Here is a 19,491-nt window from a genome sequence, read left to right on the forward strand (position 1 = left end):
CACCCACACACGGGCGCGGTGAGAGCGTGCGAGCGTAATTGACCGAGAGGGTTCGAGCATGTTCGAAAACCTGTCATTGCTATCCTTCGCCAGCGGCGGCTGGGGTTCAGCCTTGCTGGCCGGCGCTCTGGTGACCATTGTCCTGGCCCTGAGCTGCCTGCCGATTGGCCTGCCGCTAGGCCTGGGCCTGGCCTTGGCCGCCCGTTCCCGACGACGCTCGTTGCGCTCCATGAGCACGGTGTTTGCCACCGTGTTCCGCGGGCTACCCGAGCTGCTGACGCTGTTGATAATCTATTACGGCTGCCAGATCGGTGCGCAAAAACTGTTGGCCGCGATGGGCTACGAGGCCGAAGTCGCGATCAACCCCTTCGTCGCCGCTATGATCGCCTTCAGCCTGGTGTTCGCCGCGTTTTCCAGCCAGATCTGGCTGGGCGCTTTCAAAACCGTGCCCAAGGGCCAGTTCGAAGCTGCAGCCGCCCTGGGCCTGTCTCGACGCACAACCTTTACCAAGGTGGTACTGCCGCAATTGGTACGCATTGCTTTGCCGGGCCTGTCGAATAACTGGCTGTCGCTGCTCAAGGACACCTCGCTGGTGTCAACCATCTCCCTGGTCGACCTGATGCGCCAGACCAACCTGGCAGTCAGCGTCACCAAGGAACCAATGCTGTTCTACACAGTGGCCTGCTTTGGCTACCTGTTTTTCTCGGCCATTTCCGGCCGCCTGTTCCAGTTCCTGGAGAAGTATTTCAGCCGCCATCAACGGAGCGTTCGCCCATGAGCTTCGATGATTTGCAAAATCTGTTCCTCAGCCCTGACTTGTTGGAGCGTTACGGTCCCCGCTTCATCGAAGGTCTGTTGGTGACTGCCAAGCTGGTGGCCATTTCCTTCACCCTTGGCGCTCTGCTCGGCCTGGTGATCGCCTTGGGCCGGTTGTCGAGTAACCGCTTTATCAGCCGTTTTACCGGCGTCTATGTGTATTTCTTCCGCGGCTCGCCGCTGCTGGCACAGCTGTTCATGCTCTATTACGGCCTGGGCTCGTTCAAAGGCTTCTGGCAGGACGTGGGTTTGTGGTGGTTCTTCCGTGACGCTTGGTTCTGCACGCTGCTGGCCTTCACCCTGAACACCGCGGCCTATCAGGCCGAGATTTTGCGCGGCAGCATCCTGGCCGTGACCCAAGGCCAGCGCGAGGCCTCGAAAGCCCTCAGCCTGTCGCGCTGGACCACCTTTCGCAAAGTCATCTTGCCGCAATCCCTGCTGGTCGCCATTGGCCCGCTGGGCAATGAACTGATCCTGATGATCAAGGCCAGCGCCATTGCCTCGCTGGTGACCATCTACGACTTGATGGGAGTGACGAAGTTGGCCTTCTCGCGCAGTTTCGACTTCCAGATCTACCTCTGGGCCGCCGTGCTCTATCTGCTGATTGTGGAAGTCGTGCGGCGCAGCCTGAACGCGCTCGAGGGCCGCCTCGGCCGTCACCTTCAGTAAACCAATTTTCTCGGGCTGCCATGCGCGCCCCAGCATCAGGGATACACCATGCATTGCGAAACCATCGTTCTGGGCGCAGGGATTGTCGGCGTCAGTACCGCGCTCCAGTTACAGGCCCGTGGCCGTAAGGTCGTGCTCATCGACCGCCAGCAGCCGGGTAACGGTACCAGCCACGGCAACGCCGGGCTGATCGAGCGCGCCAGCGTAATTCCGTACGCGTTCCCGCGCCAACTGTCGACCCTGTTGCGCTATGCGGGCAACCAGCAGTCGGACGTGCGCTACAGCCTGAAATACCTGCCCAAGGCCAGTCCATGGCTGCTGCAGTACTGGCGGCACTCCGGGACCAAAGGCTTGGCCGCCGCAACCCGGGCCATGCTGCCGTTGGTGGAGCACTGCGTCAGCGAACACGACCTGCTCTCTGCACCGGCCGGCATGGATCACTTGATCCAGGCCAGTGGCTGGGTCGAGGCCTACAATTCTCCACTGGCGTTTGCCAAGGCCCAACGCGACGCTGCTGCGCTCATGGACTATGGCCTCAATTACGAAGTGCTCGACCACGACCAAATGCATGCCCGTCAACCGGGCTTGCACAGTTGCGTGGTCGGCGGCATTCACTGGCTTGACCCCAAGACCGTCAGCGACCCCGGCGGCCTGACACGCGGTTATGCCGAACTGTTCGTCAAACGCGGCGGCGTGTTCGTCCTTGGTGACGCCCTATCCTTGCGCCAGCGCGTGGGTAAATGGGAAGTGCAGAGCGAACAAGGCCTGGTGATTGCAGACGAAGCCGTGGTCGCCCTCGGCCCGCAAGCCCGGGGCATTTTCGAGCCACTAGGGTATGACATTCCACTGGCGATCAAGCGCGGTTATCACATGCACTATGCCGCCCTGCCTGGTACGCGCTTGCAACGACCGCTGCTTGACCCGGTGGGCGGTTATGTCCTGGCACCGATGGTCGGCGGCATTCGCCTGACCACCGGGATTGAGTTCGCCGACAGCCAGGACCCGGTCAACGAAATCCAGCTACGTCGCTGCGAAGAGCTGGCGCGCGCCTTTTACCCGCTGGGCGAACGCTTGGATGCCGTGCCTTGGCTGGGACGCCGTCCATGCTTGCCCGACATGTGCCCGGTGATCGGTCCGGCGCCACGACACAAAGGTTTATGGTTCAACTTCGGGCATGCCCACCATGGCCTGACCCTCGGCCCGGTCTGCGGCCGTCTGCTGGCCGAGTTGATGACCGGTGCCACCCCCTTTACCAACCCAGCCCCGTACAGCGCCGAGCGCTTTCACTGATTGCCGGAGACAAGACCATGCATGCCCTCTCTGCCCTTCTAAACACGCCGCTCGCCGCAAGCCCGGACACCCGTAAGGTGGTGGTTGATATCGCCGGCCTGAATAAGTTCTATGGCGCCTTCCATGTGCTGCAAAACATCGATCTGAAAGTGCGCGAAGGCGAGCGCATCGTGCTCTGTGGGCCTTCCGGCTCTGGAAAATCGACGCTGATCCGCTGCATCAACCGCCTGGAAATCGCCGAAAAAGGCCGCATTCTGGTCAACGACACCGACTTGGCCCAGACCAGCCGCGAGGCCGCCAAGGTCCGCAGTGAAATTGGCATGGTGTTCCAGCATTTCAATCTGTTCCCGCACATGAGCGTGCTCGATAACTGCACCCTGGCCCCGATTTCGGTGCGTGGTCTGAGCCGCAAGAAGGCCGAGGAACTGGCCCAGCACTTCCTGCAAAAAGTTGGTATCGCCAGCCAGGCCAGCAAGTACCCCAGCCAGCTCTCGGGGGGACAGCAACAGCGCGTGGCCATCGCCCGGGCGTTGTGCATGGAACCCAAAATCATGCTGTTTGACGAACCCACCTCGGCGCTTGATCCGGAGATGGTAAGCGAAGTGCTGGATGTGATGGTCAACCTGGCCGGCAGCGGTATGACCATGCTCTGCGTGACCCACGAAATGGGCTTTGCCCGGCAAGTGGCCGAGCGCGTGCTGTTTCTCGATGGCGGCCAGATCATTGAGGACGCGCCGCCTCAGGACTTCTTCAGCGCACCGAACAGCGCGCGGGCCAAGGCCTTTCTTGCGCAAATTTTACACTGAGGACACATAAGAGCACGGCTTGCCTTCGCTGGCTGTGCCGTCCCTACGCCAGGCGTAGGCGTTTATCAACACACTTGCGCGCACAGCAGTTTCTTTTAGACATCCGCCACTACTGATATCAGCAAAAGGAATATTCAATGACTAATATGCTGGCGAATAATGCCGCCCCGAAAACCTCTTCGGTTACCGTCTGTGATCAAGCGCAGACAGCGGCACTGCTAGATTTCAAAAAACTCGTTGACGCTATTGCCCAAGCCGCAACCGAGCTCGAAGCAGGTTCAATTCTCAGCCCTGAGCGCATGGTTGTACCCTTGGGTGACGGCGGTGTTTTGCTGAGCATGCCCGCCACCGCCAAGGACATCGGCATCCACAAGCTGGTTAACGTCCAGCCGGGGAATGTGCAGCGTCAGCTTCCCACGATCAACGGCATGGTAACTGTATGTGATGCCGTGACCGGACAAATAAAGTGCTTGCTCGACGGCCCAGAGGTCACGGGGCGTCGTACTGCGGCAGTAACCCTTTTAGCGATTCGGACGCTGTTGCAGCGTGAACCGGAACAGATCTTACTGTTCGGGACCGGCGCACAAGCACGTCATCACGTACAAGCTATCAATGCCCTGCACCCACAGTGCAAGCTGTGGGTCCGAGGAATTGACGCGCAAGCGACGGCAGACTTCTGCAACAAAAATCGAGACCTGCACGAGCATTTGCAACCGTGCGGCGACAGCATTCCCGACGTGGATGTGGTAATCACCGTAACCACCAGCACAGAACCGGTCTACAACGAGCCAGCCAAGCCTGGTCGATTGATTATTGGTGTAGGTGCATTCAAGCCAGAGATGGCGGAGCTTGGCAAAGTCACTTTAGACGGTAGCGTTCTCTATGCGGACGATACTGCCGGTGCGCAGCACGAAGCAGGCGACCTGCTGCGGGCAGGTGTGGATTGGTCTCAAGTCAGATCGCTGGCCGCAGCCATTCGCGGTCCAATCGACTCGTCACGACCCCTAGTATTTAAAAGCGTTGGTACCGCGGCTTGGGACCTGGCCGCTTCGCGGGTCGCGCTCCACTCCCTTGCCAGCCAATAGCCCGATTCGGGCGGTGCGGTCGGCGGGACGATGCCCTTGTTCGCGCCCATCGGCGCGGCGCACCCAATCGTTCTCGGCCACGCCGCGCCAGCACGTCCATGTCCCAGAGGCTGTAATTTTTTACGAGTTTTTTTGCGTGGCCGATTGCAGCCAGTCGTGGATATCAGCTATCGGCCCGCAGGCCAGCAGTGATTATTACCCCATTCAAAACAATCTCACTAAGTGACCAAGGAGCATGAACGCAAGTGGGCACTCTCACTTAGCTCTCCCACCTGGCATTAAACCGAATTCGGTTATCGCGGGTCACCGAACATGTTCGTGTCGATTGAAGCCTCAAACATTAGCGGGCGGTAGTCGTATCCCGGACTGGATTTAACACCATCACTCCATCCAACTCTCAATGTTCAACTGGTCGCCAGCCCCAAGCCACATAACTAAGGGTCGCGACAGGCAGAAATCGGCCAAAAGCAGCCCGTGGCGAGGTAGTGCAATCGAGACATCGCTGCGGGAAAGTTCCAGCCCCGATATCACTTCTCAGTAGCCGCTGCATTACGTGCCAACAGGTCGCCACGTAGAGGCCTGAAGGAAAGGCCATTGCTTGAGCATTGCGGCGCGCACAGCTTCTACGCCTTGCAAGGTATCCGCGCAGTTGACCACCGCGGAAAAGCTTCGCATGGTCAGTAGGAAGTCTTCAGAACCCAGCGATTGGCATTGTTCAAAGGAACCGATGGGCTGGCAGAACATCGGTTGCATTTCCACGTCATAGCCTTGGGACCGGGTGAATGCCTGGAATTCAGGCATAGCAAGACGAGCCGGTGTACCGCTGAGTGCCGGCCCCTGCCAGACGTTCGTAATGAGGCCCCTCGACGGATAATCGCTCAACCCTTGGTTTTGTCTGGCCTCGAACTGGGCGAAACAGAACGAACTGTTTGTCGCGCTGCTGACAGGGGTTGCATCGGGAGCGATCGCAGGTGTCCTCGACGTCGGTGCGACGGCGATCGGAAGCTGAGAAACTGCCCCTTGTGCCGTATCCGTTGAACCGCTGATTTCAACCAGCACGTCGATGTTAGCCCGGTGACGCCACACCTTTAGCGGTGCCGTGAAGCCAGGTCGAATGCGACTGGCAACAGCAACCAGCTCGGCCGGGCTGTTAACCGGCGTACCGGCGATTTGCAAAACGATATCGCCAGCCAACATACCTGCCTTTTCACCGCCAGTTCCCGGCTTTGGCCCCAAGACCAATACGCCGCTGGCCGAGGGTAAGCCGAACTGCTTCGCCACCTTGGGTGTAACGGCGGTGATGTGTAAACCCAGGGTTCCCAACTGATTAGCTCCTTGTGCAGGAGTTTCCGACGACGGTACGGCAGCAGGTGGAACCGTAGCCGCAACTGAAGCAGAAGGGCTGCTGACAGAGCAACTGCGTTGTGTCGCTACCTGCTGAATCACCAGGTTAACGGGGTCGTTCGCCATGCTGGGATAAGTCTCCCACCCTCTCTTGGTAGCCAGGAAAGTTTCACAATCCATTGCGTAGTAGGTCGCAGGGTCTTTTGACTTTCGCAGGTATTCCGCTGTTTCAGCGCGCTCCGCAGCGCTGTACATGGGGTTGATGCACGATGCCAGAAGCGGGAGCAGAGCAAGCGTTAAGGCAAAGCGTTTAGTCGACATGGACTTCCCTGATGCTGGGGCGTTGAGACAAGTCCGAGCAAGTTAGCGTTTGACCATCATGCTGTCCAACGCCAGGCTCAGAAATCTACCGCCCACTGCAACTGGACGAGTGGCATCGGGCCACACCGTTCGTGCGTATACAACTTAACGGCACTTTGCCATGATGCGGCACGATCCGTTAGAACTCATCACAGGGAAGCGAAATGCTTGCACATATCCTCAAGTCAGGCTCTCGCTTTGCCTTCGCATTGTCTCTCACCGGCCTGACGGGTTGCGCCTCCGATGGTGGACTGGGCGATGCTGCGCTGTTCGGCGCGATGCTCCTACCTATGCCGGCGGGATTGGACACCAGCGTAGTGACCACTGCCGTCGGCGTCGCGGCCGGTGCCTACGTCGTTTCCTCGGTGGCTAGTACGGACTCCGCCAACGTTTCACCTGCGACCTCCACGATTGCCGCACCTCAAGGCATGCCACCCATAGACTTGCAAAAACTGGTCACCCGGGAAACGCCGGAACGGTATCGCTTCAAGTCGTGCGATTACATTGAGATGGCCCTCAGCGAGGTGCCGATGTACCAGGCTAGTGCTGAGCCAATGATGAAACAGGTCGGCAATGCTCGTAAAGAAGCGGCCAGCCCGATATGGCTTGAGAAGCACTGCCAGTCCGCCAACCTGCCTCGCGGCAGGGTCGGCATCAGCATGGACACTATCGATCCGCAGCGGGCGATGGCCTTGTCACAGCCCCCGGCTGGCGTGGTGGTCCTGGCGACCGTTCCGGGCAGCGGTGCTCAACAGGCAGGCATACAGCCTCAGGATATAATCGTGGCCGTCGATAACAAGCCGATCGGTGATTCAATCGATTTCAGGGTCGAACTCGCCAAGATCGCCATCGGTTCTCGGGCCAATCTAAAGGTTTGGCGAGGCAACGCTTTTAGCATCGTGCCTGTTGTCGTGGGCCCTGGCGGGACCCAGGTATCAGTGACGCCGGTGCCGGCAAACGGCGCAACGGCTACGTCATCGACCGACGCACTGTATTGCACCGCAGTGGTGTCCACTCAGCATACTTACGGCGCTACCGTCAGCCCGGTCAAATTGATCAGCGGTGCAGCGAACGACATGCAAACCTCGCTGAAGGGATATATCGCCAAAGTGAAACAGGAACAACCCGGCGTCTGGGGGAATTTCATACTCAACCCCGCCGTTTGCGCACCGGGCGCGGTGGTTTGCATGGCCGAGGCCAAAGGGCCGACTGGCAAAACCCAGAACGCCTTCGAGTTTTGTCATCCGACCCAAGCCAAGGCGGACGCTGAACTGAGCCAGATGCGTCAGGGTGATCCCCAAGCAGTCGTCGTCAACTGGCCTTGAACGGTTGAGGCGTTGATTGGAGCGAATGCCTGCGGCCTTTTATGTAGAAACCTAATCTACGGAACGCCCGCTGAACGATTTAGCCAATCTTTTGCATCGACCAGTTGAATTAACAACCAATAGCTGTCGCATGGGGACTACTGCTGTTGGCCGATTTGCTGGCTGTCGCCACCGACAACTATGGGTTGATTCGGTCAGTCGTGAACAGGCAGACATCGGCCAAAAGCGGGAGCTCCCGAGTGTCTACTAAATCAGGGGCGCTTCAGTAATTGGAAGCTTGACTAGAAAAGTGGTGCCTCCACTTGAGTCAGAACTGACATCGATTGAACCGTTATGTTGCCACGATCTCTGACGCGATGAACAGGCCCAAGCCCAGCCCCTCTGTCGGCCCGTGATCAATTGCAGATCGCTGAGAGAAACGACCCATAGGGTTAAATATAAACGGGAGAACGTCCTCTGGTATGGGCTCACCACTGTTATGGACGGTAAAAATAGCGCAGTCTTCTGAGGTCTCTAACTCCACCTTGATAGGGAGTTGATTATCTCCATGCTGTACAGCGTTGCTGATTACATTCGAGAAGACTTGTTCCATTCTGGCGCCATCGAATTGCCCTTGAACTGGAGTCTTCGCGTCGAACAAGACCATCGCCTCTGGATGAGACGCTCGGATTTCTTCGACAACACGTTCGCAAACGTGCGAGAGATCTAGATCCGTCGTTTTGACAGGAATGCCTGGGCCCATTTGGCAGCGTGTTAAATCGAGTAGGTCTCCAACAATTTGGCTCGCTCGCCGCACGCTTGTATATATCTGATTGGCAACCTTGGTAGCCCGGGCTCCGGCCCCTTCTGAGCGCCTCAACATATCGGCACCCAGCAAGATTGCTCCAAGCGGGGTGCGCAGGTCGTGGCCGAGAATGCCTAAAAATACGTTGCGCGATGCCTCCACCGCGCGTGAGTAACTGGCGATGGATTCGGCGAGAGCCTGATCGATGGCCTTATGGAATCGGATCATGTCGTCGACATTAATCGGCGTGCCATCCTTCACTTGCCTCATCCACTGACTGACGACACTCGTTCTTAGGGCTCGATATTCCGACACCATTTGATCGATCGTGAAACCTGCCATTAGCCGTGTCATTGCATGCGTTTCAGCTGCGGTTTCTTCATCATCTGAAGGGGCTTGGCCTTGAGACTTGGCCGCTTGCTCTCGCTTCGTCTGCTTTGTTCGCAGGTCACTTACAATTGCCCGCAACATCTGTTCGGCATGATCTCGCAGAGCTTCACTATCGAGGTCCGCACCCGGCGTCTCAATGGTTCTGGCGAAATCTTCCCAGGCCTGCAAAATCGGCTCAAGGTTCTCAAGAATGAAATCGGACAGGCGCATGTCGGTGATCCTAATGGGAGGCGATGCAGAGGCCGGCAGGAAAGCGAGGCTGCGTAGATACGGTGTGAGGGGGTGTTCAGCAGTGTAGGAGGTTGTTTATAGCTTTTAAAGCTCAGTGCGTATGAGGCCGCTTTGTCGATACGCATGATCAAGGCATCGCCAGATTTGACACTGACCCTGCTCTGTAGAAGAGACTGAATCCGAACGCCGACTTTTTCAACAGAATCGGCCAGAAGCAGCCATTCAGTACGTTTGCGAAAGTAGGTCGATTCAGTAGTTCCAACCTTGTTTGAATTGACCGCAGGCCAGCAGCGATTATTACCCCGTTCAAAATAATCTCACTAAGTGGCCAAGGAACATGAACGCCCGACAGCCTGAAGCTCCTTCATCTGAGTTTTGAGCTTGAGCGATTTTCTCTTTCAGCCGCACCGCACTGAGCTACTGAACAATCCAGACGCCCGCTCCATGATGACGCGCGGCACGGGAATCATCGGCTACAACGTGCAGAGCCATCAGCAGAGCCTTGGACTACAGCCTGAAACGCTGGACTGCGCTGTCGCGCTATCTCGAAGACGGGGCCTTGCCCAATAATTGGGCCGAGAACCAGATCCGGTCGTGGGTCGTAAGAACTAGCTTATGCAGGTTCGCTGCGCAGCGGCAAACGGGCGGCGACGATCATGAATTTGATCCAGTCAGCGCGACTCAACAGGCATGATCCGTATGCTTATTTGAAGGACGTCCTCACGCGCCTGCCGACGCAGCGGACCAGTAATATTGCGCAGTTGCTGGCGCATAACTGGCAACCGATTTAGTTGCGCAAGACGGGGCGGCACCAACTGCTGTCGCAGTATAAAAAATAGCCAGCGTAAAAAGGGTTGTGTAATTCTTTCTGAATCTATCTTCATTGCCGTTCAATGTTGGGAGAAATAAATGGAGAAGAAGATGACAGCTGAATTATCTGGTTGATATAAGAAGATTCTTAAAATCAGAAGCGTCGAGCTGACAGGGTTTAGTGCGAATTCGTAAAAGCGTCCGTCGCTGTAAGATACTGTAACAACTTCAACTTGGCATGGAATGCAATTGCAAGTCCAATAGACCCTTTACAGGGAGACAGCCATGCTTAGCACTCAACTGATTCTGTTGGTCGTTTTTGGAGTCGTCGTCACCGCTTGGGGTGCCAGACTAGATATAAATAATCACAGGAAGGAAAAAGAAGCTCAGCGAGCACAGAACAACGATCAGCACTAATCCCGTATCATAAGCAACTAATACTAGATTAGCGCTAGTTGAGTTCCCCCTCTTTTAGTCTCGGCTGTTGGTGCCAACTCATCCCGCAACCCAAGTAATAATGCCATCGGCACACCGTGCGCCCTTGTTGCTGACTACGCGCTGAAACGCACGCTTGAGGTTGGCGGGTGCAAGCACCCGGGCCATAAGCGTGTCCGGCTCCGCGTTCGTCCACGACACGGACGCCGTCGATGCTTGACTCTGTCAGAGTCTTCCTCGGATACCATCCGGGACTCGAAGTAACAGTTTTCTTTTGGAAAATGATCTGCGTTTCACATGCTTCCTTCAGATCCGCAGTCACCCGCGACACCCTTGCCTCTGGCTTCTTCCCTTTGCCGGGAGTGCAGAGAGTTTCACCACCAGGTCACCAGCGGGGCCACCACAGCCAAGCTGGTTGCACTAACGCGCAACGCGCCATGCCTGGCGCGAAAACAATAAACGCCCGCATTATCGCGCGCTAAATTAAACACCAAATCCAAGTTAGCCGAGTATAAAAGAAGTGAATATCGGGAACGGTTCGAATGATCAAATATCGGGCTGTTGATTCTGTTCGATAGTGTCTGCTGCAGAAGAACCGTTGTATTTGGTCTGGGCTGCCAAGGTCTTTTGCCCGGCTTCAGCGTGGGCCTCCATTTGGCTGGCCTGGAACGCCTCCCAACGGGCGCGGGCCCGGTCAGAACCGTCTTCGGCAAAGGCGGCGACAGAGATGACGGACAATAGGCCGGCCATGACAAGGGTGGACAGTTTCATAGAATAAATTTCCTGAGGTAATAACGGAGGGTGCCGCTTGGGCTATATGAAATTTATGAATGGCACTTTAGGAAGTGTCGTTATTAATTGATCGCTTAGTGATCATCAGTTTTCGTTCGGGCAACTCCCTTGAACCAGATAGTCCAATACATGCTCCCGCCCCTGATGGTCCAGGTAATCGAGACGTGCGGGAATCACACCGCACTGGCCCGAGATATCGGTAACTGATATGACTTTTGCGATATCCATAGAAACATAGAAGCCAGTCTTGTCGTGAATCACCGGTGAGTTCTCGGTGGTATCGGCAAAAACTGAACCACTGGTGAGCAAGGTAGCAAATCCAAGCATAAATAACTTCATTGTATTACCTCTCTATTTGTTTAGTTTTTTTTAGCTGACAATTAGCCCACAGCAACTAATCCGACAAAAGCAATCTACGAACAGAACAATGACAAAGTTGTAGTGCAATCTCGCCCCACCTTAAGATTCATGAGGCGTAACTGCATGAGATGTGTATAGGGCTAATGAGCCGGACACTCACAATTGAGATACCGCCTAGAAAAGTCTGATTCCCCATCGGGGTAAACGGGGGAACGACCTCCAGGGACAAGTTCAGCGCGAAAAAATGGACGAGAAATGACCATGGTATTTCCATTAGCAAGTAATGCGGGATAGCGCGGTGATTGATTCAAATTCATCCTTCCACTTTCACCCGATATGCACGATGACATTTTTCGCATGTGCGCCATGCCCTATTGGCATGGCTTGTGTCCCCCTGCCCAACAAGAGAGTGAAATCTACCCACTCGGCAACATCGCTTTAATGCATACCAAAAAGGCATGCGACCTATCAAAAACAAGCAATGGTGCATATGTCGGCTGTAGATGACGATGTGTCACACCTCATTGGTGCTGCTTGGCACCACTCGGTGCCCTGCACATTCAACTTCAGTCCGTTTGGAGCTTCACTGTGAAAAAAATCTTGCGAATCGCCACCGCTCTTAGCTTGGCGGCACTCTCCTGCGGTGCATTGGCCGCTACAACTAGCTGTGACAAATCGCATTCCATGAGCATTCAACTGCTCGGTTCTGGTGGCCCCATCTCTGACGACGCTCGTGCATCATCCGGGGAGATAGTCTGGATTGATGGAAAGTCGCGACTGCTCATTGACGCTGGCGGCGGTACGTACCTGCGCTTTGGTCAGGCGCATGCCCGATTGGAAGACCTGAACTTCATCGGCATTTCGCACTTCCACACGGACCATAGTGTCGACTTACCCGCCATCTTGAAGGGCGCGTATTTTATGGCCTCGGGCCACACAACCGCACTGGTCGGTCCGGATGGATCTGACTCATTCCCGAGCATGACGGAATTCTTCCGTGACACGTTTGCTGCCAAGACGGGCTCATTTGCCTATCTCGAGGGTCTGCATGATGGCAGTGATGGGCTGAATCTGAAGGTCAGCCCGATTATCAACGTGGATCGCCACGCCGAGAAAGCCTCCCTCGTCTATCAAGACGCCGAGGTTAAGGTTTATGCGTACGGCATTCCGCACGGTGATGTGCCGACCCTGGCGTTTCGCATCGAAGGCAAGTGCGGCACGATCGTGATCTCCGCGGATCAGAACGGCAGCCGTGCCGGGTTCATCGACTTTGCCAAGGGCGCTGACATTCTGGTTATGCCGGCTGCCATCGATGACGATGCCGACGACACCTCTAAATTCCTCCATGCAACACCCACGGTCGTTGGCAAGATTGCCGCAGCCGTCAATCCCAAAATGCTCATCCTCAATCACTTCATGGGTAAGTCTTTGAAGAATAAGGATAGCAACGTCGAAATCATCAAACGCTACTACCACGGCCCGGTTTACGCCGGTCGTGATCTGTCGCGCTTCGAAATGCCATGACTCAGGAGCATCCAATGAAACACACACTTGCACTATCCATCGCTGTAGCTTCGCTCGCCTCGCTCGCCGTCATCAGCCAGCCGGCTCACGCAAGCGAAACCCCACCATCGGCCACTGCCAAGACCACCACGGGTGGCGGCAAGTGTGCCAGCGGTAAGTGCGGCACCGAGAAGATCTACGGCCAGACCAAACTCAGTCAGGACCCACAGGGTCGCCTGGTCCGCACACGTGACGGTAAATGTGGCCTGACCGCTGAAGGTTACGACATCGCCGAAACGACTCAGAAGAAGCTCTCCGAAGGGGTTTGTGGCCAATGATTATCCAAGGACGAGGGCTTGGGCTCCGACGTGAGTTTGCCTCGTCTCTCGCCAACGGCCCCATCCGGAATGACTTCGACTTTCTGGAAGTCGTACCCGACAACTGGATGGGGTTGGGTGGAGAGAGCATGGAACAACTCGACGCCATCGCGGATAAATATCCACTGGTGGCACATAGCTTGAGCCTGTCCATCGGCGACGCACAACCGCTGGATATGAATTACTTGAGCGCAGTGAAGACCTTCCTGGACAACTACGACATTGCGATTTACAGCGATCACGTCAGCATGTCACGCGATAGCTGCGGCTACCTTTACGAGCTGATTCCGGTACGTCGCACGCAGGCCAGCCTGCAGCTGATGGTCGATAAGATCAAGGCAGTGCAGGATTACCTGTCCCGGCGTATCGCGTTGGAGAACATCTCCTACTACTACGATGAGGAGGGGCAGATGGCCGAGAGCGAATTCATCGCTCGGCTGATCGACGCCTCAAGCTGCGGGCTGCTATTGGATGTCAACAATGCGTATGTGAACTCGCGCAATCACGGATTCGATCCGCACATGTTCATAGATGCATTACCAACGGATGCGGTGACTTACTTTCACGTTGCCGGCCATCTGGATAATGGCCCTCAAGAGCGGGTCCTGGATACCCATGGAACCGACGTTTCGGCCGCCGTGCTTAATCTGGGTGCCTATGCGGTTCATCGGTTCGGCGAGCAGCCCATTGTGCTGGAGCGCGACAACAATATACCCAGCCTTGACGAGCTGTGTGAGGAACTACGCGGCATCCATGAGGCCATGACCGGCTCGACCGGGAACCTGCAATGAACGTTCGCATCGCAGCAGATGTCGCCAGCGAAGCAGAGCGTCGGTGTCAGGCCGTTCGCCGCGGTGATCTCGGCCCGTATGGCGAGTTGGTCCGGGTGAACGCGCAAGAGCTAGTCACCACGATGTTCCCACGGTTTACCCAACATCGCGGTGCCGAGCGCCTGCGCCAAGATATCGACGCATTCTACAAATGCTTTGGCGCAACGCGGGCCGAATTCATTCACCTCGCGACCGAGTTTGTCCGCTTCATGCAACCGCGCCTACCGCCAGGTATCGGGCGGCCCCTTATCGAGTACGAATGGATTCTGTTTGACGTTGAGGTCGATAAAACCCCAGTCCCCCGCCCCGATGGACAGGAGGCGCGTCGCCCAACCCATGTTTACCTCAACCCCACTGTGCGATGGCTGGCCACTCCCTTTGATCTGCATGCGGACGACCAACATGCGGCGCAGGCGCTGCTAAACCACGATGCGCCTTATGCCTATGCCATCTTTCGCACATTCGACCATAGGGTCATGACGCAAAGGCTTTCAAATCACGACATCGCAGAACTGTCCTCCTTCACAGATGGCGAGCGGCTCATATCGCCAAAAGAGTCAGCACACTGGTTCGCGCACGCGCTTGCGCACGAACTCATTACTTCACACCACGAATAGTAAGGCATCACCATGGCTAAACTGATCGCACTTCTGAATCGCGGCCTCGAAAGGTCCAAAAAGTTGGATTTCGTAGCGCTCCTTTCCATCCGTTTGTATCTGCTGCCGACCCTTTACGAGGGCGCCCACGCCAAAGTTACCGGCTTCAGTGGCCTGGTCGAGTGGTTCGCCACTCCAGCAGCTCAAGGCGGTCTCGGCATGCCTTTGCCCACGCTGATGGCCACGCTTGCTACGGGAACCGAAGTAGCAGGACTCATCTGCATTGCCCTGGGTCTGTTCACCCGCATCGTCACCATTCCGTTGGCGATATTGATGACCGTCGCCGGTCTGTCCGTCCACTGGTCGCACGGCTGGGCCGCGATTGCCGACAAATCCACCGAAGCAAGTATGCGGCTCAGTGGTCTAATGACTTGGCTGCAACAATCCTTTCCGGGCCGCTTCAATTATGTTACGGAATTGGGTGACCCAATAATCCTCAACAACGGCATCGAATTCACGGTGACCTACGCCATCATGATTATGGTGCTGTTCTTCTATGGTGCAGGTCGCTATGTCAGCGCAGACCATTGGCTGGCCAAGGTCTTCCCGCGTTGGCCGAAGTGACCATATGGCTAGCGTGGCGGTTCCAATCTAGGACGCGCTATGTAGCCGCGTGGTCAATGTCGCCAGGTATATCCATCAACGACCGGCGACGGTAACAGTTAAACCCAAGCCGGGTTCTGAAGGTTCCGTTTGAATAGCTTTGGGCTGAGTTCGCTACTCAGCCCATTTTTTTTGCAGCGATAGACCGATAGGCTAATGGCAGCCGTTAAAGCAGTGTGATCGCACCACCAGACCCCACGCGCTGCCATGGCAGGCCCAATACCAGAGCTTGGAGTTGCTCGGTATCCAACTGTATTTCAGAGCCATGGCGAATGCTTGGCCAGTGGAACTTGCCTTGGTTCAACCGGCGAGCAGCCAGCCAGATGCCGAAACCGTCATGCACCAGAACTTTCATACGAGTGGCGCGACGGTTGGCGAATAGATAAGCACAGTGCGGCTTCGCCGCACCGAACACCGCGATCACCCTGGCTAACGCGGTTTCGATGCCCGCTCGCATGTCCATCGAATCATCGCAGCAAATCTCGAAGAAAAGTCGCGCAGGCAGCAGCACTTTCAGTTGGCCAGTTCACTTTGATGGTGCCGCGCGGGGGCTGGATCTCAACGCAGATATTCGACGATGTCGCTTGCGAATTTGCTCCGGCCAGCAGCATGGGTAACGGAATAAATGCAGGTTGCAGCGCAGTGCTTTTCTGCGCGTGCACTCGAATCCATTTGTGGACGAGGTTTGCGTTGAGGCTATGGCTGAATGCGATGCTGGCAATCGAAGCGCCGGGCTGGACACACTCTTGAATGACCTGGGCCTTGAAGGATTTGGAATAGAAACGGCGTGTTGGCTGCATGAAATACCCGCTTAAAAGGCTAGAACTGGTGCCCACTTAAATTTAAGTGCACACCATGTCTTGGCCTTGCGGGGCTGGGTAGATGACTTGGCCGGACGCATACAACACATCTAAAAAAAGGTGTTCTCATCCAGTTCACCAAACGGCAAAAAACTTACCGGCAGGACAAGGTAAGTCGGAGTCGCTGGCAATGCACACAAGGCAGTTGGAAGGGATAAACAACCGATCAAGCGGATAGCTTATGGTTATCGGGATAGAGAATCTTTTTCATGCAGAACCTTTGCCCGCCGTTTGCAGTTACTGCTCGAGCAAGGAAAGTAATTCGCGCTCGGCCGGCCCATCAGGTACGGCCGCGCGACGCACAATACTCAACGTTCGGCGAAGCGTGAGCTGCGCACAGGGTAGAGGGATGAGTACGTCATTGGCCAATTCATCGGTGATACTGATGGAGGGTAGCCAGGCAATGCCGCCGCCATGAATGGCTGCCTGCTTGATGGCCTCGGTGTTGCCAAATTCCATGATCGATCCTTGCTGCACACCAAGATCTTCGAGTACTGCCGCGACCAATTCGCGCGTTCCCGATCCGACCTCGCGCATCAGTAATGGCTCGTCATTGATATCCCGGGGTTTAATGGTTGTAGCATCGGCCAACCGGTGCCATGCAGCTACTACCGGCAACAAATCGTCCTGGCGAAAACTGGTCGCGGTCAAACCGTTTATATGCAAAGGACCTTCAATGAACCCCAACGAGTAGCGCATATCTGCAACGGCCTGAGATACCTGTTCCGTGTTATTCACGAAAAGACTTACCTTTACACCTGGATTGTTATTCCGAAAACGTGCGAGAACGCGCGGCAATACATATGTACCGATGGTGCTGCTTGCCGCTATGGATAAGTGCCCAATGTTGGCGCATGCGAGCTCCTTCATCGCCAGGTCAGCTGTTCTGACAATATCAAAGAGTCGATCGGCATATTCGGCAAGAACTTCGCCGGCGTGCGTCAAACGCATACCACGTGGTTGTCGTTCAAACAGTGTCAGACCGAATCGCTCCTCCAGTTTGCGCAATTCGCGAGACAAAGCCGGTTGCGAGATGTGCAACGCCTTTGCGCAGGCGGTAATGCTGCCAGTTTTGCTAATCGTATGAAAGACTAAGAGGTGATGAAGGTTCATATATGGGAAAAAAGAATAGTTATGAGCGAATGCTAGCGGATACTCAGTCTATCCAATATCTGGACGATGCAGTCAGCGCTAAGTGACGGGGCAGCGCTGACTTGGCACCATGGCTAAGCAAGTTAAATAAGTGCATGATATTATCCTATTCGCTACTTCCTGGACATCAAATTGGTGCACGCCACAACAAACTGGGAAAAAGCTTTGACGCAATGGTCTCACTGGCTTGCACCATACGGTGTTTACGACATTACCTCTCGAGGACATAACGCAAGCCCAGCTTGTCTGTCCCGGATTTGGTGGCAGACCAGACCCCAGATTTTATCCACGGTACCAACTCCGATAGCTGTGGAGTTAAAGTAACAGCCACGCCAATCCACTATCTGCTGCGCGGATGCGTACAACTCGACATCAGGCGCGAGCGATTCCAGATCGGGATGCTGCTGCCTTAGCGTCTCCAGAACCTGTCCGTGGCTCTGACGGAACTACGCAAACTGTTCTGAACCTTGCGTATTGTAACGCTCAGCCATCATCTCCGATGAAGCATTGCCTTACAGGCTGGACGGATAAGTTATTGTTAAACCAGCACGTTATGGTGCTGTGTTTGTCCTGAATAATTCGGTCATGAGATCTGTAGCTGCTCCGTGCCCAAACAAATGAGCGGAATCTCGTTGTGATTGGTCAGCCACTTCAGTCAGACAGCCCCCAACAAAAAGCAAACGATGCTGGAGGCTGTACAATCTAATCGTGCAACTTTACCAATTGCGTGAGAGCGGCAGGCACTGCCTCTGGGGAACCCACCATACTGGCGTCGGTGAAGTATTTATCATTCACCACAAAACTGGGCACCGCCTGGATTTTATAGCGCTGGGTAAGTTTATCGCCTTGAGCCATCCGACTTTTAACTGCGAATGAGTTGATTTGTTGCTCGGCAACTTTTCTTTCTATGCAGAGCCCAACAAAAAAGTCAGCAATCTCCTCAGCAGTCTCCAGCTTCCCGCCGCGATGCGCCAGTTCAAATAGCGCATGATTCGTGACGACTTGAATATCAAGGGCTTCACCAACATAAAAGGCTTTTGCATAACCTTCCCATTGCTTGCTGCCAAAAGTGACAGGGACACGAGTCAGGGTTACGTCGCTTCCAGCCCTGGCAGCCCATTGGGTTATGCTCGGATCGAGTTGCCGACAGTGAGGACAGGCATACGAAAAAAACTCGAGCACTTTTGGCGATTGGCTTACCGGCTCATCCGTCACTGTATAATTCTTTCCAGCCTGTAATGAAATAACCGGGGCCGCCATCCCCATTGGAATATAAAATATCGCGGGCATAACCAAAGCCAAGCAGAACTTACGCATCAAAGCATCTCACTCATTTTATGAATCGAAGTGTATTTGTGACCGTCACTGCGCCAGAACAAAGTCCGCCAACTGTTTCAGCTCGGCCGGCTGTAAACCTGGGAATGGCGGCATAGGTATCGCCCCCCAACGTCCAGCGCCACCGTGACTGATGCGATCAATAATTTGTGAAATGGCTTGGGCATCGCCTTTGTAGTGCACTGCAACATCATGGTACGCGGGGCCAACAATCTTTCGATCAATCGCATGGCAGCCGAGACAGCCATTCTGCTCCAGAAGCGTCTTCGCATCGGCAACTTTAGGGTTATCCACTATAGGCGCCACACGCTCGATGGTCTTGATTGCAGATTTACTCTCGACAGCAGGTTGACCTGAATAAGTAGCAGCCAGGTATTCACCCACCTGACCTACTTCGCTCTCTGAAAGTGGGGCGCCATAGGATTCTTTCATTTTTCTGGCCAACCCTGTCCACTGTTTCGGGCTGAAGCCAGGAGGTTGATATTCAATATAATCGGCTGAATGACATATTCCGCACTTCTGCTGAGCAATGGAGTAACCCGGCAAGTCCGAGGGGCGGAGGCTGATAGTCTCAATAGGCAAATCAATTGTTAATGGAGAAGCTACTGCGCAAATCGGAAAGGTACAAAATGCGAACAGCAACGCTTTGATGTGTCCAAATACACTTTTCATCCTGGA

General features: G+C 55.3%; 19 protein-coding genes and 3 pseudogenes. 12 read left to right on the forward strand and 10 right to left on the reverse strand.

Annotated elements, in window-relative coordinates; genetic code table 11:
- Positions 1–58 precede the first annotated feature (58 nt).
- The 5 genes from BLW70_RS21445 (at position 59) to lhpI (ending at position 4,666) form a co-directional block, all read left to right on the forward strand.
- On the forward strand, positions 59–778 hold the full coding sequence (locus BLW70_RS21445; protein WP_074877357.1) for an ABC transporter permease: 720 nt from the start codon (positions 59–61) through the stop codon (positions 776–778).
- The gene (locus BLW70_RS21450; protein WP_074877358.1) at positions 775–1,485 is read left to right on the forward strand and encodes an ABC transporter permease; all 711 of its coding nucleotides are present in this window, start codon (positions 775–777) and stop codon (positions 1,483–1,485) included. Before BLW70_RS21445 ends, BLW70_RS21450 begins: the two co-directional genes overlap by 4 nt.
- Before the next feature lie 48 nt (positions 1,486–1,533).
- Positions 1,534–2,775 carry an NAD(P)/FAD-dependent oxidoreductase gene (locus tag BLW70_RS21455; protein ID WP_074877360.1) on the forward strand — a complete coding sequence of 414 codons (1,242 nt, stop codon included), beginning with the start codon at positions 1,534–1,536 and terminating at the stop codon, positions 2,773–2,775.
- A gap of 17 nt (positions 2,776–2,792) precedes the next feature.
- Positions 2,793–3,581, forward strand: a complete 789-nt coding sequence (locus BLW70_RS21460) for an amino acid ABC transporter ATP-binding protein (protein WP_074877362.1) — start codon at positions 2,793–2,795, stop codon at positions 3,579–3,581.
- A gap of 137 nt (positions 3,582–3,718) precedes the next feature.
- Positions 3,719–4,666, forward strand: a complete 948-nt coding sequence (gene lhpI / locus BLW70_RS21465) for a bifunctional Delta(1)-pyrroline-2-carboxylate/Delta(1)-piperideine-2-carboxylate reductase (RefSeq protein ID WP_074877364.1) — start codon at positions 3,719–3,721, stop codon at positions 4,664–4,666.
- Positions 4,667–5,215: 549 nt separating this feature from the next.
- Here the strand turns inward: lhpI and BLW70_RS21470 are convergent.
- Positions 5,216–6,331 carry a S1C family serine protease gene (locus BLW70_RS21470; protein ID WP_074877365.1) on the reverse strand — a complete coding sequence of 372 codons (1,116 nt, stop codon included), beginning with the start codon at positions 6,329–6,331 and terminating at the stop codon, positions 5,216–5,218.
- Positions 6,332–6,534: 203 nt separating this feature from the next.
- Between BLW70_RS21470 and BLW70_RS21475 the strand changes: the two genes are divergently transcribed.
- Complete coding sequence (locus BLW70_RS21475; RefSeq protein ID WP_074877367.1) at positions 6,535–7,695, forward strand: S1C family serine protease; 1,161 nt, start codon at positions 6,535–6,537, stop codon at positions 7,693–7,695.
- Positions 7,696–7,941: 246 nt separating this feature from the next.
- On the opposite strand, the pseudogene BLW70_RS21480 reads toward BLW70_RS21475, so the two are convergent.
- A pseudogene (locus BLW70_RS21480) lies at positions 7,942–9,079 on the reverse strand (ATP-binding protein).
- A 508-nt stretch (positions 9,080–9,587) separates the two neighbouring features.
- Between BLW70_RS21480 and BLW70_RS21485 the strand changes: the two are divergent.
- Positions 9,588–9,891, forward strand: a pseudogene (locus BLW70_RS21485) (transposase domain-containing protein); the annotation flags it as partial.
- Positions 9,892–10,426: 535 nt separating this feature from the next.
- Here the strand turns inward: BLW70_RS21485 and BLW70_RS31550 are convergent.
- The 3 genes and pseudogenes from BLW70_RS31550 to BLW70_RS21500 all read right to left on the reverse strand — a co-directional run.
- Positions 10,427–10,574: pseudogene (locus BLW70_RS31550) on the reverse strand (group II intron reverse transcriptase/maturase); the annotation flags it as partial.
- A 317-nt stretch (positions 10,575–10,891) separates the two neighbouring features.
- Positions 10,892–11,116: a co-regulatory protein PtrA N-terminal domain-containing protein gene (locus BLW70_RS21495; RefSeq protein ID WP_074877369.1), complete on the reverse strand. Its 225-nt coding sequence runs from the start codon at positions 11,114–11,116 to the stop codon at positions 10,892–10,894.
- A gap of 105 nt (positions 11,117–11,221) precedes the next feature.
- Positions 11,222–11,476, reverse strand: a complete 255-nt coding sequence (locus BLW70_RS21500; protein ID WP_074877371.1) for a DUF2790 domain-containing protein — start codon at positions 11,474–11,476, stop codon at positions 11,222–11,224.
- Between the two features lie 609 nt (positions 11,477–12,085).
- Between BLW70_RS21500 and BLW70_RS21505 the strand changes: the two genes are divergently transcribed.
- The 5 genes from BLW70_RS21505 to BLW70_RS21525 are packed head-to-tail and all read left to right on the forward strand — an operon-like array spanning position 12,086 to position 15,427.
- Complete coding sequence (locus BLW70_RS21505) at positions 12,086–13,021, forward strand: MBL fold metallo-hydrolase (RefSeq protein ID WP_074877373.1); 936 nt, start codon at positions 12,086–12,088, stop codon at positions 13,019–13,021.
- Between the two features lie 14 nt (positions 13,022–13,035).
- Positions 13,036–13,338 carry a hypothetical protein gene (locus BLW70_RS21510; protein ID WP_074877375.1) on the forward strand — a complete coding sequence of 101 codons (303 nt, stop codon included), beginning with the start codon at positions 13,036–13,038 and terminating at the stop codon, positions 13,336–13,338.
- Positions 13,335–14,168 carry an MbnB/TglH/ChrH family RiPP precursor modification enzyme gene (locus tag BLW70_RS21515; RefSeq protein ID WP_074877377.1) on the forward strand — a complete coding sequence of 278 codons (834 nt, stop codon included), beginning with the start codon at positions 13,335–13,337 and terminating at the stop codon, positions 14,166–14,168. Before BLW70_RS21510 ends, BLW70_RS21515 begins: the two co-directional genes overlap by 4 nt.
- Positions 14,165–14,824, forward strand: coding sequence for a putative DNA-binding domain-containing protein (locus tag BLW70_RS21520; RefSeq protein WP_074877379.1), 660 nt, complete (start codon positions 14,165–14,167; stop codon positions 14,822–14,824). Before BLW70_RS21515 ends, BLW70_RS21520 begins: the two co-directional genes overlap by 4 nt.
- Before the next feature lie 12 nt (positions 14,825–14,836).
- Complete coding sequence (locus BLW70_RS21525) at positions 14,837–15,427, forward strand: HvfX family Cu-binding RiPP maturation protein (protein WP_074877381.1); 591 nt, start codon at positions 14,837–14,839, stop codon at positions 15,425–15,427.
- 205 nt (positions 15,428–15,632) lie between these two features.
- On the opposite strand, the gene tnpB is transcribed toward BLW70_RS21525, so the two are convergent.
- The 5 genes from tnpB to BLW70_RS21555 form a co-directional block, all read right to left on the reverse strand.
- Positions 15,633–15,929 carry an IS66 family insertion sequence element accessory protein TnpB gene (gene tnpB, locus BLW70_RS31165; RefSeq protein WP_074877383.1) on the reverse strand — a complete coding sequence of 99 codons (297 nt, stop codon included), beginning with the start codon at positions 15,927–15,929 and terminating at the stop codon, positions 15,633–15,635.
- A gap of 4 nt (positions 15,930–15,933) precedes the next feature.
- Positions 15,934–16,266, reverse strand: a complete 333-nt coding sequence (gene tnpA / locus BLW70_RS21535; protein ID WP_074877385.1) for an IS66-like element accessory protein TnpA — start codon at positions 16,264–16,266, stop codon at positions 15,934–15,936.
- Positions 16,267–16,563: 297 nt separating this feature from the next.
- On the reverse strand, positions 16,564–17,439 hold the full coding sequence (locus BLW70_RS21545) for a LysR family transcriptional regulator (protein WP_074877388.1): 876 nt from the start codon (positions 17,437–17,439) through the stop codon (positions 16,564–16,566).
- A gap of 741 nt (positions 17,440–18,180) precedes the next feature.
- Entirely contained in the window at positions 18,181–18,795 is a 615-nt protein-coding gene (locus tag BLW70_RS21550) for a thiol:disulfide interchange protein DsbA/DsbL (protein ID WP_074877390.1), read from the reverse strand.
- 45 nt (positions 18,796–18,840) lie between these two features.
- Positions 18,841–19,485 carry a c-type cytochrome gene (locus BLW70_RS21555; RefSeq protein ID WP_139273408.1) on the reverse strand — a complete coding sequence of 215 codons (645 nt, stop codon included), beginning with the start codon at positions 19,483–19,485 and terminating at the stop codon, positions 18,841–18,843.
- Between the last annotated feature and the right edge of the window lie 6 nt (positions 19,486–19,491).

It is taken from the genome of Pseudomonas frederiksbergensis, from assembly GCF_900105495.1.
GTDB classification, from domain to species: Bacteria; Pseudomonadota; Gammaproteobacteria; order Pseudomonadales; family Pseudomonadaceae; genus Aquipseudomonas; species Aquipseudomonas frederiksbergensis.